This is a genomic window from Streptomyces glaucus (assembly GCF_039533365.1).
GTDB lineage: Bacteria > Actinomycetota > Actinomycetes > Streptomycetales > Streptomycetaceae > Streptomyces > Streptomyces glaucus.
On sequence record NZ_BAAATK010000003.1, the window covers coordinates 92,711 to 108,383 of the forward strand.

Consider the following 15,673-nt stretch of genomic DNA (forward strand, 5'->3'; position numbering starts at 1 on the left):
ATCGGGAGGGAGATGCGCCGGCTGTGCGGCGAGCTGGTGGCGGAGCTGACGCTGCCCGCCCCGGCACGGCCCGCCGACCTGTACGCCGCGCTCTGCGCCGCGATGAGCAGACGCCGGGGCCGCCCCGTGCACTTCCGTACGGCCGCCTTCCCGCCCGGCACCGCCAGCGGGCTCTGGCTCGACATGGCCGACCAGGACCTCGTCGTGGTCGAGGAACGCACCGCGCCCGACCACCAGTTGGTGATCCTCGGGCACGAGCTGTGGCACATGAAGGCCGGGCACCACGGCCACCACGTCGAGGGCGCCGCGGTCGCCGCGCGCCTGCTCGGCGACGAGGCCGACCTGCGGGCCACCGTCCGCACGGTCGCCGCGCGCTCCCGCTTCGACCTCGCCGACGAGGAGGAGGCCGAGAGCTTCGGCCTGCTGCTGGCGAGCAGGTGCCGCACGTGGCTGGCGGGTTCGTCGCTGCGGGGGCCGGTGCAGCGGGACCACCTGGCGGGGCGGATCGGGGCGTCGCTCGGATACCTCGGGCCACGGGGCTGAGCGGGCCGGTCTCCCCCGCCCGCCCGGCCGGGGCCGCCGCCGGTCAGCCGTGCGGGACCGTCACCGACGTGGCCACCAGGCCGCGTCGGACCGTCCAGCGGCCGTCGAAGTGGGTGAGACGGCGGCCCGCCAGCTCGGGGCCGGGGACGAGCAGGGCGGCGCGGAAGGTGCCGTGGTGGTCCCCGCCGGCGTCCGCCGCGATCTCGATGTCGGCCTCCGAGAAGTCCAGCCACTTCCGGGTGAGGGGGAACCACGCCTTGTAGACGGACTCCTTGGCGCTGAACAGCAGCCGGTCCCAGTGGACCGCGGGCCGCTGCTCGGCCAGCCGGTGCAGCCGTTGCGCCTCCGTCGGCAGGCACACCGCGGACAGCACTCCGTCCGGCAGCGGCCCGTGGGGTTCCGCGTCTATGCCGAGCGCGGCCAGGTCGCCGTCGCGGGCCAGGGCGGCGGCGCCGTAGCCCTCGCAGTGGGTCATGCTGCCGACCAGGCCGGACGGCCACTGCGGGGCGCCCCGCTCCCCGGGCAGCACGGGCTGCGGCGGCACGCCGAGCTTCTCCATGGCCCGGCGGGCGCAGGCGCGCACGGCGGCGAACTCGCGCCGCCGCTTGGGCACCGCCCGCGCGACGAGCGCCTCCTCCTCGGGGTACAGCGGTGCGTCCCCGGTGTCGTGGCCGTACGTCTCCACGGCGACCACCGTGTCCGGCAGCAGTTCCTCGATCACCGGGACCCGGCCTCCCTCGGCAGGATGCGGCGCAGCCGGCCCGGCGGCTGCGGCCGTTTGCGCCACTCGCGCGGATAGCCCACCGACACCTCCTCGAAGCGCACTCCCTCGTGCCAGGTGGTGCGCGGGATGTGGAGGTGGCCGTAGACCATGGTGTCGACGCGGAACCGGCGGTGCCAGTCGGCGGTCAGCCGGGTGCCGCACCACATGGCGAACTCGGGGTGCCACAGCACGTCCGTCGGATGCCGGTCCAGCGGGTAGTGGTTGACGGGGATCGTGGGCAGGTCGCCGGGGATTTCGGCGAGCCTGCGCGCGGTCTCGGCGACCCGCGCCCGGCACCAGTCCTCGCGGCTCGGATAGGGGTCGGGGTGCAGCAGGTACTCGTCGTTGCACACGATCCCGGTGCCGTGCGCGTACGCCAGCCCCTCCTCCTTCGTGGCGCACCCGGCCGGCAGGAACGAGTAGTCGTACAGCAGGAACAGCGGCGCCACCACCGCCGGTCCGCCGGGTCCCTCCCAGACCGGGTAGGGGTCCTCGGGCGTGGTCACGCCGAGGTCGCGGCACATCTCGACCAGGTGCTCGTACCGGGCGACGCCGCGCAGGGCGACGGTGTCCCTCGGATGGGTCCACAGCTCGTGGTTGCCCGGCACCCACACGACCCGGTGGAACCGGTCCGCGAGCGTCTTCAGCGCCCACCGGATGTCGGACACGGTCTCCGACACGTCGCCGGCCACCAGCAGCCAGTCGCCGTCCGACTCGGGGTACATGTCCTCGACCAGGGCGCGGTTCTCCGGGTATCCGATGTGCAGGTCGCTGATGGCCCACAGCTGCCCGGCACGGCCGGTCGTCGACGTCATCCTCCGCCTCCTCCGCGCTCGTCGCCCCCGCGGGCACACGACGCGTCCAAGAGATCACATCCGCGTCCGGGGGACAAGGGCGGACCGGGCCGGCGGGTCGGCGTCCGCGCGGTCCGCGGGCGCCGAGCGGCGGGCGCGAGCGGCAGGCGTGACCGGTGTGCGTGAGCGGGGAACCCGTAACACGCGCGTTGCACGCGGCACTCCCGCGAAGCCGTATGATCGCCCCAACACCACCGCCGCGCATCCCCTCTCGCACAGGGCGGTTCGGTGTCCCTCCCTACCCCCCTGGCCGGGCACGGCCTGCTTCGCCCTGCCCGCGAACCGTGAAAGGCGGCCTGCATGGTCTCTCGCGTACGCGTCTGGCTGAACCGCACGTACGCGGAGAACGTGTTCTTCATGGATCAGCTGCGGAGAAATCCCAGCGACCGGGCGGTGGAGATCCACGCCACGCACGGCGACCCGGACTCCCCCGTGCTGGCCGCCGCCGACACCGCCGACCTGGAACCGGAGGGCCTGTCCCCCGCCGCGTACGTCGAGTACGCCCTGGACCAGTGCGCGCGGCGCGGCATCGACGTGTTCGTGCCGCGGCTGCACCAGGCGGCGATCGTGGCGCACCGCGCCGAGTTCGAGGCGGCCGGCACGGCACTGCTGGCGCCGCCGCCCGAGGCCGTGGCCGTCTTCCGGGACAAGGTGATCGCCTACCAGGCGGTCCAGGCGATCGGCGTGCCGACGCCGCCGTGGTGGCGGGTGCGCGACGCGGACGAACTCGTCGCCGCCGTCGACGAGTTGGAGGCGAGCGGGCACAAGGCGTGTTTCAAGCCGGTGTCCGGTGCGGGCGGGGTGGGCTTCCGCGTGGTCACGCGCGCGCCCTTCTCGCTCGTGCACCTGAGCGGCTTCCCGAGCCCGTACGTGCCGCTGGACCTGGTCGTCGAGGCGCTGCGGAGGGCCGAGGAGCCGGTCGACTGGCTGGTGATGCCGCGGCTGGAGCAGCCGGAGGTGTCGGTGGACTGCCTCACCGGGCGCGACAACCGGGTGCGGCTGGCGGTGGGCCGCACCAAGAACGGCCGCCGCCGGGGCTTCACGCTGGACGAGCGGTGGCTGGAGCCCGCGCGGCGGATCGCGGAGGGCTTCGGGCTGCACCACCTGTCCAACATCCAGTTCCGGATGTACGGCGAGCGGCCGGTCCTGATGGACGTCAACACCCGCCCGGCCGGCGGGCTGCACCAGCTGTCGCTGTGCGGGGTCAACGCCCCCTGGGCCGCGGTGCGGCTGGCGCTCGGCGAGGACCCGGGCGAGATCGTGCCGCCGTTCCTCGGGCAGGACTACACGGTGGTGTCCGGGCCGCGTCCGCTGCGGGCCGCGACGCCGCCGCGGCCCGTGGAGGAGGGGGAGCTGCTGCCGGTCCCTCCCGCCCCGGTGCGCGCCGTCGGGACCGCCGCCGAGGCGCTGCCGCTGTAGACGCGCGCCGGCCGCGGTGCCGGGCGGGCGGGGGCGACACGTCACGGCGGCCTCCGCGTCCACCGTGGCCGCGCTCCGGCCTGCGCGTCCCTCGCTCCCCCGGCGGTTCGCGGGAACACCGCCGGCGCGGTCTGCGGGCCCGGCCCGCCCTCGGCCCGGCGGTGTCCGCCGGGCGCGGCACCGGACACGCCCTACCGCAGGTACGCGAGACCGGGGTGGACGGCGGTGTAGCCCTCGACGAGGCGGCGGGCCACGGTCACGGAGTCGACGAGCGGGTGCAGCGCGAACGCCTTGACCGCCGCCGCGCGGGAACCCGACTCGGCGGCGGCGAGCACCTCGCGCTCGACCGCCTTCACCGCGCAGACCAGGCCGGTGGCGTGGCCGGGCAGCGGGTCGGCCGCGACGGGGTGCGCGCCGTTGGCGTCGACGAGGCACGGCACCTCGACGACGGCCTCGGCGTCGAGGACCGAAAGGGTGGCGCGGTTGCGGACGTTGAGGATCAGCGTCGTGCGCTCGTCGCGGGCGACGGCCCGCATCAGGGCGAGGGCCACCTTCTCGTAGCCGCCGGACAGGTCCTCCTCGTCGCGCTCGCCGGCGCCCGCGGTCTCGCGGTTCTCGGCCATGTAGGTGGTCTCGCGCTCGGCGCGGGTGCGGTCCCAGATCTCCAGGGCCGGGGCGTCGGGGTCCTCCATCCGCGCGTAGAAGCGGGCCTGCTGGTCGCGCAGGAAGGCGCCGCGGGTCTTCTCGGCCCGCTGGTAGGCCCGGACGGCCTCCCGGTTGAAGTAGTAGTAGTGCAGGTACTCGTTGGGGATCGCGCCGAGCGACCTCAGCCAGTCGGCGCCGAAGAGCCTGCCCTCCTCGAAGGAGCCCAGCAGCTCGGGGTCGGCGAGCAGGCGCGGCAGTTCGTCGCGGCCGTCGACGCGCAGGCCGCGCACCCAGCCGAGGTGGTTGAGGCCGGCGTAGTCGACGAACGCCTCGCGCGGGTCGACGCCCAGCACCCGGGCGACGCGGCGGCCGAGGCCGACCGGGGAGTCGCAGATGCCGACGACGCGGTCGCCGAGGTGGCGGGACATGGCCTCGGTGACGAGACCCGCGGGGTTGGTGAAGTTGATGACCCAGGCGTCGGGGGCGAGGCGGGCCACCCGCCGGGCGATGTCCACGGCCACCGGGACCGTCCGCAGGCCGTAGGCGATCCCGCCCGCGCCGACCGTCTCCTGACCGAGGACGCCCTCCGCGAGGGCCACCCGCTCGTCGTGCGCGCGGCCCTCCAGGCCGCCGACGCGGATCGCGCAGAACACGAAGTCGGCGCCGGTGAGCGCCTCGTCCAGGTCGGTGGTGGCGCTCACCTCGGGCGCGCCGGGCACGCCGGCCGCCTGCTCGGCGAGCACGCGGGTCACCGCGGAGAGCCGGCCGGCGTCCAGGTCGTGCAGCACGACCCGGGTGACCCGGCCCTCCGCCCGGTCCGTCAGCAGCGCCCCGTACACGAGCGGCACCCGGAATCCGCCGCCGCCCAGAATCGTCAGCTTCACCTCTGCACCCTTCCCGCCACGGCCGCCTCGGCGCCCGCCTCCCGCGGGAAGGCCCGCGGCGCCGTGCCGGCCGGCTCGTCCGTCCTCACCGCGTCCGGGTCCCGGGGCCGTGGACCGCGCGGTCCCCGTGCCCGGGAGCCCCGCCGCGCCGGTGCGCGGCACGCCCCGTCCGCCGGCCTCGATCATGGCACGCCCGGCCGGCCCTCGACGGCCGTCGCGCCCGCGCGACGGGAACGCACGCCCCCCGGGTGCGGCGCGGGGCACGCCTTCGGCCGTACGGCCCGACGCGCGGCGTTCTTTGCCGCATTCGGGTCCTTCACGGGATGAACTCCCCTGGCGCGGCGGGACTTCATCGGTTTCACCTCTTGACGACCGGATGGGCTCGGAGCACATTGGCGGCACTTTGAGAGCGCTCTCACGCAGCCGGGAGCGCTCTCCTGGGACACCCGCACCACCCCGTTCCGTACCCGGGAGGCATCCCCACATGAGCGAAACCTCCGGCACGCCCCGCAGACGCCGGCCCCTGCGCCGCGCGCTCGTCGCCGTACTCGGCACCCTCGGCCTCGCGGTCGCCGGCGCCACCGTCGCCACGCCGTCCGCGAGCGCCTCCGCTCCCCCGCCCCCGTCGGGCTGGACGCAGGTCTTCCTGGACGACTTCGACGGCGCCGCCGGATCCGGCGTCGACACGGCCGATTGGCAGTACGCGACCGGCACCGGCTATCCCGGCGGCCCCGCCAACTGGGGCACCGGCGAGGTCGAGACGATGACGTCCAGCAGGAACAACGTCTCCCTCGACGGCAACGGCAACCTGCGCATCACGCCGCTGCGCGACGCGGCCGGCAACTGGACCTCGGGCCGCATCGAGACCAACCGCGCCGACTTCCAGCCCCCGGCCGGCGGCAAGCTGCGCGTGGAGGCCCGCATCCAGGTGCCGAACGTCACCGGCGCCGCCGCCAAGGGCTACTGGCCGGCGTTCTGGATGCTGGGCGCGCCCTACCGCGGCAACTACTGGAACTGGCCCGCCGTCGGCGAGCTGGACATCATGGAGAACACCCAGGGCCTGAACACGGTGTGGGCCACGATGCACTGCGGCACCTCGCCGGGCGGCCCGTGCAACGAGACCAGCGGCATCGGCGGCAGCACCGCCTGTCCCGGCACCGCCTGCACGGCCGGCTTCCACACCTACCGGATGGAGTGGGACCGCTCGACCAGCCCGGAGGAGATCCGCTTCTACGTCGACGGCGTCAACTACCACACCGTACGGGCCAACCAGGTCGACGCGACGACCTGGGCGAACGCCACCGACCACGGCTTCTACATCATCCTGAACGTGGCGATGGGCGGCGGCTTCCCGAACGCCTTCGGCGGCGGCCCGGACGGCGGCACCCAGCCCGGCCACCCGATGCTCGTGGACTACGTCCAGGTGCTGTCGGCCGGTGGGAGCGGTACCACGCCTCCGCCGACCGGCAGCCGCGACGCCTACGGCACCATCCAGGCCGAGTCGTTCGACGGCCAGTCCGGGGTGATCACCGAGGCCACCTCCGACTCCGGCGGCGGCCAGAACATCGGCGCCCTCGCGAACGGCGACTGGGTCCAGTACAAGGGCGTCGACTTCGGTTCCAGCGCGGCCCGGCAGTTCTCCGCGCGGGTCGCGAGCGGGGCCGCGTCCGGCGTCAGCGGCCTGGTCGAGGTGCGCCTGGACAGCCGCACCAGCGCGCCCGTCGGCAGCTTCGCGGTGGGCAGCACGGGCGGCTGGCAGTCGTGGCGGACCATCCCCGCGAACATCGGCCCGGTCACCGGAAAGCATGACGTGTACCTGACCTTCACCAGCGGACAGCCCGCGGACTTCGTGAACGTCAACTGGTTCACCTTCGGGCGCTGACCGGCCCGGGCGGGGTCCCGCTCCCCGGAACCCCGCCCGGTCCTCTCCGGTGGGGCCCCACGCGTGCGTGGGGCCCCTGCAGAAGGACATCGTCGAAAAGTCGGGTCTGGCTGGGGCCCCACGCGTGCGTGGGGCCCCTTTCGCATGCCGCCGCCCTCAGCGCAGCTCCGCCCGGAACGCCGCCGGGGTCATGTCCGTGTGCTGGTGGAAGAACTTGGAGAAGTTCGCCCCGTCGGGGAAGCCGACCGCCGCGCCGACCCGGCCGATCGGCAGGTCGGTGTGGGCGAGGAGGCGCTTGGCCTCCAGGATCACGCGCCTGTCGATGAAGGACTTCGGGGTCTCGCCGGTGGCGGCGCGGACCGCGCGGACCAGGGTGCGGCGGGAGTAGCCGAGCGCGTCGGCGTAGGCGCTGACGCTGTGGTTGGTGGCGAAACCCCGCTCCACCGCGTCCCGGAACCGGGTGAAGGCGGTGTCGGTCTGCCCGCCCGCCGTCCGCGCGGAACTCGCCGCGAGGTGGGCCAGGCGCAGCAGGAACGCCGTCAGGCAGTGCCGCAGCACCGCGGTGTGCAGGCCCAGCGGCAGGGTCGCGGTGTCCTCGTACTCGCGCCGCAGCTGGGCGAGGGCGGCCTCCAGGCCGGCCCGCTGCGCCGGGTCGGGACGCAGCAGGGGCGGCAGGTCGTAGCGGTAGAGGCCGGTGGTCTCCACGGTGGCGCGGGGCAGGAAGCCGGGTTGCATGGTCAGGACGGTTCCGCGGTACTCGCTCTCCTGCGAGAAGCGGTGGACCTGCCCCGGGCGGATCCACAGCAGGTCGCCGGCCGTCGCCTCGTGCTCCGCGAAGTCGATCATGTGCCGGACCGGGCCGCCGGTGAAGAGCATGACGACGTGGAAGTCGATGCGGTGCACCCGGCCCAGCGGGGCCGCGGTGGGCCAGGTGCGGCCGGTGCCCATCGGGCCGACCTGCATGCCGACGCCGAGGACGCTCCGATCGACCGGGAAGGGGAACGTTCTGATCCCGTCGCCGCCATCGCCGTCGTCCTGGGGGGTTTCGTCCGCCATGTCCTTCTCGTGCCGTCCTGCTGGTGCGTCATGCCGTGGTGGGGTGTCCCACTTTCACCACAGGCTGGCACACCTCGACCTTCCCGCAAAAAAGTCAGACTTTTAGTTTTGAACACGTCAGACCAGCCACTTCGCTTCGATCGAGGACTTCTTGAAGATGAGCACGCAGACATCGGACAGCTTCGAATGGACCGACCTCGACCGGCGTGCCGTCGACACCGCCCGCCTGCTGGCGGCCGATGCCGTGCAGAAGGTCGGCAACGGCCATCCGGGGACGGCGATGAGCCTGGCTCCCGCCGCGTACACGCTCTTTCAGAAGGTGATGCGTCACGATCCCGCCGATCCCGAGTGGACCGGCCGTGACCGCTTCGTCCTGTCCCCCGGCCACACCTCGCTCACCCTCTACACCCAGCTGTACCTGGCCGGCTACGAGCTGGAGCTGGACGACCTGAAGGCGTTCCGCACGCACGGCTCGAAGACGCCCGGTCACCCCGAGTACGGGCACACCGCGGGGGTGGAGACCACCACCGGCCCGCTCGGCCAGGGCGTCGCCAACGCCGTCGGCATGGCCATGGCCGCCCGCTACGAGCGCGGCCTGTTCGACCCGGACGCGCCCGCGGGCGAGTCCCCCTTCGACCACACCGTCTGGGCGATCGTCTCCGACGGCGACCTGCAGGAGGGCGTCTCCGCCGAGGCCTCCTCCCTGGCCGGCCACCAGAAGCTCGGCAACCTGGTCTTCCTCTACGACGACAACCACATCTCCATCGAGGGCGACACCGCGACCGCGTTCTCCGAGGACGTGCTGAAGCGCTACGAGGCCTACGGCTGGCACGTGCAGCGGATCGAGCCCGCCGGCAACGGCGACATCGACGTGCACGCCCTGTACGCGGCGCTGAGGGCCGCGCAGGCCGAGACCGAACGTCCCTCGATCATCGCGATGCGCACCATCATCGCCTGGCCGGCGCCGAACGCGCAGAACACCGAGGCCGCGCACGGCTCGGCGCTGGGCGAGGACGAGGTCGCGGCCACCAAGCGGGTCCTCGGCTTCGACCCGGAGCAGAGCTTCGCCGTCGAGCCGGAGGTGCTGGCCCACACCCGCAAGGCCCTGGACCGGGGCGCCGAGGCGCACGCCGCCTGGGACAAGCGGCTCGCCTCCTGGCGCGACGCCGCCCCCGAGCGGGCCGAGCTGTTCGACCGGATCAGCAAGGGCGAGCTGCCCGCGGGCTGGGAGGAGAAGATCCCGGTCTTCGAGGCGGGCAAGGCGCTCGCCACCCGTGCCGCGTCCGGCAAGGTGCTCCAGGCACTCGGCGCGGTGATCCCCGAGCTGTGGGGCGGCTCCGCCGACCTGGCCGGCTCCAACAACACCACCATCGACAAGACCAGCTCCTTCCTGCCGAAGGGCAACCCGCTGCCGGAGGCCGACCCGTACGGCCGCACCATCCACTTCGGCATCCGCGAGTTCTCCATGGCCGCGGAGATGAACGGCATCGCCCTGCACGGCAACACCCGCGTCTACGGCGGCACCTTCCTGGTGTTCTCCGACTACATGCGCAACGCCGTGCGCATGTCCGCCCTGATGCAGCTGCCGGTGACGTACGTGTGGACGCACGACTCCATCGGCCTGGGCGAGGACGGCCCCACCCACCAGCCCGTCGAGCACCTGGCCGCGCTGCGCGCCATCCCGGGCCTGAACATCGTGCGCCCGGCCGACGCCAACGAGACCGCCGTCGCCTGGGCCGAGATCCTCAAGCGGCACGCCGCCAGCCCGGCGCCGCACGGCCTGGCCCTCACCCGCCAGGGCGTGCCGACGTACGAGCCGAACCCGGACGCGGCCAGGGGCGGCTACGTCCTGCGGGACTCCGACACCGGCACCCCGGACGTGATCATCATCGCCACCGGGTCGGAGGTCCAGCTCGCCGTCGCCGCGCGGGAGCAGCTGCAGGCCGAGGGGATCGGCACCCGGGTGGTGTCGATGCCGTCCGTGGAGTGGTTCGAGGAGCAGCCGCGCGAGTACCGCGAACAGGTCCTTCCGCCGTCGGTGAGGGCCCGCGTCGCGGTCGAGGCCGGCATCGGCCTGACCTGGCACCGGTTCGTCGGGGACGCCGGCCGCATCGTCTCCCTGGAGCACTTCGGCGCCTCGGCCGACGCCAAGACCCTGTTCGCCGAGTACGGCTTCACCCCCGAGAACGTCGCCGCCGCGGCCCGGGAATCCCTGGCCGCCGCCCGCGGTTGATCGAGACGCCGAAAGAAGATGATCACTGTGACCGAAGCGACCGCCACCGCGGGAGCACTGGAGCGCCTCTCCGACGAGGGCGTCTCCGTCTGGCTGGACGACCTGTCGCGCCGGCGGATCGAGTCCGGCGACCTCGCCCGCCTGGTCGAGACGAGGAACGTCGTCGGCGTCACCACCAACCCGTCCATCTTCCAGGCCGCCATCGGCTCCGGTGAGGGCTACGAGGAGCAGCTCGCCGACCTGGCGGTGCGGGGCGTCACCGTCGACGAGGCGGTCCGCATGATGACCACCGCCGACGTCCGCGCCGCCGCCGACGTGCTAGGGCCGGTGTACGAGGCGACCGGCGGCCGGGACGGCCGGGTCTCCATCGAGGTCGACCCGCGCCTCGCCCACGACACCGCCGCGACCGTCGCCGAGGCCCGGCAGCTGGCCTGGCTGGTGGACCGCCCCAACGTGATGATCAAGATTCCGGCGACCGGGGCCGGACTCCCGGCGATCACCGAGGTGATCGGCGCCGGCATCAGCGTCAACGTCACGCTGATCTTCTCGCTGGAGCGCTACCGCGCGGTCATGGACGCCTACCTCGCCGGCCTGGAGAAGGCCCGGGCGGCCGGGCTCGACCTGTCGCGGATCCACTCCGTGGCGTCCTTCTTCGTCTCCCGCGTCGACACCGAGATCGACAAGCGGCTGACCCTGCTGGGCACGGACGAGGCCCTCGCGCTGAAGGGGAAGGCGGCCCTGGCCAACGCGCGGCTCGCCTACCAGGCGTACGAGGAGGTGTTCGGCTCCGCCGACGGCCGGACGCCGCCCGGTGGGCGCTGGCGCGCCCTGGCCGGCGACCGCGCCACCGAGCAGCGGCCCCTGTGGGCCTCCACCGGTGTGAAGGACCCGGCGTACCGGGACACCCGGTACGTGGAGGAGCTGGTCGCGCCCGGCACGGTCAACACCATGCCGGAGGCCACCTTGGACGCGGTCGCCGACCACGGCGCCGTCACCGGCGACACCGTCACCGGCGGCTACGCCCGGGCCCGTGCCGACCTCGCCGCCGTCGAGCGGCTCGGCATCTCCTACGCCGAGGTCGTCGAGCAGCTGGAGAGGGAGGGCGTCGCCAAGTTCGAGGCGGCCTGGCAGGACCTGCTGGACGCGGTCACGAAGTCCCTCACCAGCAAGGGAGTTGACGGGGAATGAACAAGAAGCTGTCCGGGACGGGCGCCCCGGCGGCCGGGGGGAAGGCGGAGCGGACCGCCGTGACCCTGCCCGCCCTGCCCGCCACCGACTGGACCAACCCGCTGCGCGACGCGCGCGACCGCCGGCTGCCCCGCATCGCGGGCCCGTCCGGTCTGGTCATCTTCGGCGTCACCGGCGACCTGTCCCGCAAGAAGCTGATGCCGGCCGTGTACGACCTGGCCAACCGCGGCCTGCTGCCGCCGGGCTTCTCCCTGGTGGGCTTCGCCCGCCGGGAGTGGGCGGACCAGGACTTCGCGCAGGTGGTGCACGACGCGGTCAAGGAGCACGCCCGCACGCCCTTCCGGGAGGAGGTCTGGCAGCAGCTCGCCGAGGGGATGCGGTTCATCCCCGGCGACTTCGACGACGACACCGCGTTCAAGCAGCTGCGGGAGACCGTCGACCAGCTCGACCGGGCGCGCGGCACCAGCGGCAACTACGCCTTCTACCTCTCCGTGCCGCCGAAGTTCTTCCCCAAGGTCGTCCAGCAGCTGAAGAAGCACGGGCTGGCCGACGCCCCGGAGGGCTCCTGGCGCCGGGCGGTGATCGAGAAGCCGTTCGGGCACGACCTGGCGAGCGCCTGCGAGCTGAACGCGCTCGTGCACGACGTGTTCGAACCGGACCAGGTGTTCCGCATCGACCACTACCTGGGCAAGGAGACGGTCCAGAACATCCTGGCGCTGCGCTTCGCCAACCAGCTGTTCGAGCCGATCTGGAACCGGTCCTTCGTGGACCATGTGCAGATCACCATGGCCGAGGACATCGGCATCGGCGGCCGGGCGGGCTACTACGACGGCATCGGCGCGGCGCGGGACGTCATCCAGAACCACCTGCTGCAGCTGATGGCGCTGACCGCGATGGAGGAGCCCGTCTCCTTCGACGCCGAGTCGCTGCTCACCGAGAAGCTGAAGGTGTTCCAGGCCGTGAAGCTGCCGGAGGACCTGGGCAGGCACACCGTGCGCGGGCAGTACACGGCCGCCTGGCAGGGCGGCGAGAAGGTGCGCGGCTACCTGGAGGAGGAGGGCATCGACCCGAACTCCACCACCGACACCTACGCGGCGATCAAGCTGGAGGTGGACAACCGCCGCTGGGCGGGGGTGCCGTTCTACCTGCGCACCGGCAAGCGGCTGGGCCGCCGGGTGACGGAGATCGCGGTGGTCTTCCAGCGCGCCCCGCACTCGCCGTTCGACTCCACCGCCACCGAGGAGCTGGGCCAGAACGCGGTGGTCGTCCGGGTCCAGCCCGACGAGGGCATGACGGTCCGGTTCGGCTCCAAGGTGCCGGGCACGTCGATGGAGATCCGGGACGTGTCGATGGACTTCGCCTACGGCGAGTCCTTCACCGAGTCCAGCCCGGAGGCGTACGAGCGGCTCATCCTCGACGTCCTCCTGGGCGACGCCAACCTGTTCCCCCGTCACCAGGAAGTGGAAGAGTCCTGGAGGATCCTCGACCCGGTCGAGGAGTACTGGGCCGCCCACGGCAGGCCCGCGCAGTACGCCGCGGGCAGCTGGGGACCCGAGGAAGCCGACGAGATGCTCGCACGAGACGGACGGAGCTGGCGCAGGCCATGAGGATCGACCTGACCGACACCACGGCAAGCAAGATCAACAAGGCGTTGGTGCAGGGCCGCCGCGCCATCGGCACGCCGGCCGTGGGCATGGTCCTGACGATGGTGATCGTCACGGACGAGGAGAACGCCTACGACTCGATCAGGGCGGCCGAGGAGGCCTCGCACGAGCACCCCTCGCGCACCCTGGTCGTCATCAAGCGGCACGCCCGCACCCCGCGCGACCGCACCCGCTCCCACCTCGACGCCGAGGTCCGGGTGGGCGCCGACGCGGGCACCGGCGAGACGGTCGTGCTGCGCATGTACGGCGAGGTGTCCGAGCACGCCGACTCGGTGGTGCTGCCGCTGCTGCTGCCGGACGCGCCGGTGGTGGTGTGGTGGCCGGTGGACGCGCCGGAGAACCCGGCGAAGGACCCGCTGGGCGCCCTCGCCCAGCGCCGGATCACCGACCTGTACGCCGTCGAGCGGCCGCTGCGGGAGCTGGAGGCCCGGGCCCGGCACTACGCGCCGGGCGACACCGACCTGGCCTGGACCCGGCTGACGCCGTGGCGCTCGATGCTGGCGGCCGCCCTGGACCAGGCCCGGCTGACGGTCACCTCGGCGGCCGTGGAGAGCGAGGCCGACAACCCCAGCGCCGAGCTGCTGGCGCGCTGGCTCCAGGCGCGGCTGCAGGTGCCGGTGGACCGGGTGGAGACCGCCGGGCCGGTCGTCACCGGGGTGCGGCTGGGCACCGAGCAGGGCGAGATCGTCATCGACCGGCCCGAGGGCCCGCTGGCCACGCTGTCCCTGCCCGGGCAGCCGCCGCGCACCCTGGCGCTGAAGGTCCGGCCCACCTCCGAACTCATCGCCGAGGAGCTGCGCCGCCTCGACGCGGACGAGATGTACGCCGTCGCCCTGCGCGGCGAGGGCGCCAAGGAGGCCGTTGCCCATGTCTGACGTTCCCCAGCTGAACCGGCGTCCCGAGTGGGCCGCCCTGGAAGAGCACCGCGCCCGCGACCTGCGGGAGCCGAGTCTGCGCGAGCTGTTCGCCGCCGACCCGGGACGGGCGGAGCGCTACGTCGTGCACGTCGGCGATCTGCGCATCGACTACTCCAAGCACCTGGTCACCGACGAGACGCTGCGGCTGCTGCGGGAGCTGGCCGCCGCCACCGACGTCTTCGGCCTGCGGGAGGCGATGTTCCGCGGCGAGAGGATCAACACCACCGAGGACCGGGCGGTGCTGCACACCGCGCTGCGCGCCCCGCGCGAGGCGGTGATCGAGACCGGCGGCCGCAACGTGGTGCCCGGGGTGCACGCGGTGCTGGACAGGATGGCCGACTTCGCGGACCGGGTGCGCTCCGGGGCGTGGACCGGCCACACCGGAAAACGCATCCGCAACGTCGTCAACATCGGCATCGGCGGCTCCGACCTGGGCCCGGCGATGGCCTACGAGGCGCTGCGCGCCTACACCGACCGCTCCCTGACGGTCCGGTTCGTCTCCAACGTCGACGGCGCCGACCTGCACGAGGCGGTGCGCGACCTGGACCCGGCCGAGACGCTGTTCATCGTCGCGTCCAAGACGTTCACCACCATCGAGACCATCACTAACGCCACCGCGGCCCGCGCCTGGCTGCTGGCCGGGCTGGACGGGGACGACAAGGCCGTCGCCCGGCACTTCGTGGCCCTGTCCACCAACGCCGAGAAGGTCGCCGGGTTCGGCATCGACCCGGCCAACATGTTCGAGTTCTGGGACTGGGTCGGCGGGCGCTACTCCTACGACTCCGCCATCGGCCTGTCCCTGATGATCGCCATCGGCCCGGACCGGTTCCGGGAGATGCTGGACGGCTTCCGCATCGTCGACGAGCACTTCCGCACCGCCCCGGCCGAGGCCAACGCCCCGCTGATCCTGGGCCTGCTGGGCATCTGGTACACCAACTTCTTCGGCGCCCAGTCGCACGCGGTGCTGCCCTACAGCCACCACCTGTCGAAGTTCCCCGCCTACCTGCAGCAGCTGGACATGGAGTCCAACGGCAAGTCCGTGCAGCGCGACGGCACCCCGGTCGGCTGGCAGACCGGGCCGGTGGTGTGGGGCACGCCCGGCACCAACGGCCAGCACGCCTACTACCAGCTCATCCACCAGGGCACGAAGCTGATCCCGGCGGACTTCATCGGCTTCGCCCGCCCGGCCGGCGAGCTGAGCGAGGACCTCAGGGCCCAGCACGACCTGCTGATGGCCAACTTCTTCGCCCAGACCCAGGCGCTGGCCTTCGGCAAGACGCCGGAGGAGGTGCGCGCCGAGGGCGTGCCCGAGGAGCTGGTGCCGCACAGGACGTTCCAGGGCAACCGCCCCACCACCACCGTCCTGGCGCGCGAGCTGACCCCGTCCGTGCTGGGCCAGCTCGTCGCCCTCTACGAGCACAAGGTGTTCGTCCAGGGCGCGGTCTGGAACATCGACTCCTTCGACCAGTGGGGCGTCGAGCTCGGCAAGGTCCTCGCCAAGCGCGTCGAGCCCGCCCTGACCGAAGGCGCCGACGTCCCCGGCCTGGACCCTTCCACCACCGCCCTCGTGGCCGCCTACCGCTCGCTGCGGAACACCGGGAACGCCCAAGGAGAAGTGAACTGAC

12 protein-coding genes are annotated in these 15,673 nt (G+C 73.1%); 8 read left to right on the forward strand and 4 right to left on the reverse strand.

The features are described from left to right. Positions 1 to 12 precede the first annotated feature (12 nt). A complete protein-coding gene (locus tag ABD363_RS03285; RefSeq protein ID WP_344599956.1) occupies positions 13 to 543 on the forward strand; it encodes a toxin-antitoxin system, toxin component in 531 nt (176 codons plus the stop codon). A 43-nt stretch (positions 544 to 586) separates the two neighbouring features. Here ABD363_RS03285 and ABD363_RS03290 read toward each other — a convergent pair whose 3' ends face one another. Both ABD363_RS03290 and ABD363_RS03295 read right to left on the reverse strand, forming a co-directional pair. Continuing rightward, positions 587 to 1,264, reverse strand: coding sequence for a 4'-phosphopantetheinyl transferase family protein (locus tag ABD363_RS03290; RefSeq protein ID WP_344599812.1), 678 nt, complete (start codon positions 1,262 to 1,264; stop codon positions 587 to 589). After that, a complete protein-coding gene (locus ABD363_RS03295) occupies positions 1,261 to 2,121 on the reverse strand; it encodes a metallophosphoesterase family protein (protein ID WP_344599813.1) in 861 nt (286 codons plus the stop codon). Before ABD363_RS03295 ends, ABD363_RS03290 begins: the two co-directional genes overlap by 4 nt. 339 nt (positions 2,122 to 2,460) lie before the next feature. Here ABD363_RS03295 and ABD363_RS03300 point away from each other — a divergent pair, with 339 nt between their 5' ends. After that, positions 2,461 to 3,579: an ATP-grasp domain-containing protein gene (locus tag ABD363_RS03300; RefSeq protein ID WP_344599814.1), complete on the forward strand. Its 1,119-nt coding sequence runs from the start codon at positions 2,461 to 2,463 to the stop codon at positions 3,577 to 3,579. 191 nt (positions 3,580 to 3,770) lie between these two features. Here ABD363_RS03300 and ABD363_RS03305 read toward each other — a convergent pair whose 3' ends face one another. Continuing rightward, the gene (locus ABD363_RS03305) at positions 3,771 to 5,108 is read right to left on the reverse strand and encodes a 6-phospho-beta-glucosidase (protein WP_344599815.1); all 1,338 of its coding nucleotides are present in this window, start codon (positions 5,106 to 5,108) and stop codon (positions 3,771 to 3,773) included. A 484-nt stretch (positions 5,109 to 5,592) separates the two neighbouring features. Between ABD363_RS03305 and ABD363_RS03310 the strand changes: the two genes are divergently transcribed. Beyond that, positions 5,593 to 6,990, forward strand: a complete 1,398-nt coding sequence (locus ABD363_RS03310) for a glycoside hydrolase family 16 protein (RefSeq protein ID WP_344599816.1) — start codon at positions 5,593 to 5,595, stop codon at positions 6,988 to 6,990. 156 nt (positions 6,991 to 7,146) lie between these two features. Here the strand turns inward: ABD363_RS03310 and ABD363_RS03315 are convergent, their stop codons facing one another. Further along, entirely contained in the window at positions 7,147 to 8,046 is a 900-nt protein-coding gene (locus tag ABD363_RS03315; RefSeq protein WP_344599817.1) for a helix-turn-helix domain-containing protein, read from the reverse strand. 157 nt (positions 8,047 to 8,203) lie between these two features. Between ABD363_RS03315 and tkt the strand changes: the two genes are divergently transcribed. The 5 genes from tkt to pgi are packed head-to-tail and all read left to right on the forward strand — an operon-like array spanning position 8,204 to position 15,672. After that, positions 8,204 to 10,279, forward strand: a complete 2,076-nt coding sequence (gene tkt / locus ABD363_RS03320; protein ID WP_344599818.1) for a transketolase — start codon at positions 8,204 to 8,206, stop codon at positions 10,277 to 10,279. An 18-nt stretch (positions 10,280 to 10,297) separates the two neighbouring features. Further along, positions 10,298 to 11,467 (forward strand): transaldolase, encoded by a 1,170-nt coding sequence (gene tal, locus ABD363_RS03325; protein ID WP_344599819.1) that lies wholly within the window; start codon positions 10,298 to 10,300, stop codon positions 11,465 to 11,467. Then, positions 11,464 to 13,074, forward strand: a complete 1,611-nt coding sequence (zwf, locus tag ABD363_RS03330; protein WP_344599820.1) for a glucose-6-phosphate dehydrogenase — start codon at positions 11,464 to 11,466, stop codon at positions 13,072 to 13,074. The genes tal and zwf overlap by 4 nt, the downstream gene beginning before the upstream one ends. After that, positions 13,071 to 14,006, forward strand: a complete 936-nt coding sequence (opcA, locus tag ABD363_RS03335) for a glucose-6-phosphate dehydrogenase assembly protein OpcA (protein WP_344599821.1) — start codon at positions 13,071 to 13,073, stop codon at positions 14,004 to 14,006. The genes zwf and opcA overlap by 4 nt, the downstream gene beginning before the upstream one ends. Continuing rightward, a complete protein-coding gene (pgi, locus tag ABD363_RS03340) occupies positions 13,999 to 15,672 on the forward strand; it encodes a glucose-6-phosphate isomerase (RefSeq protein WP_344599822.1) in 1,674 nt (557 codons plus the stop codon). Before opcA ends, pgi begins: the two co-directional genes overlap by 8 nt. Position 15,673: the final 1 nt, after the last annotated feature.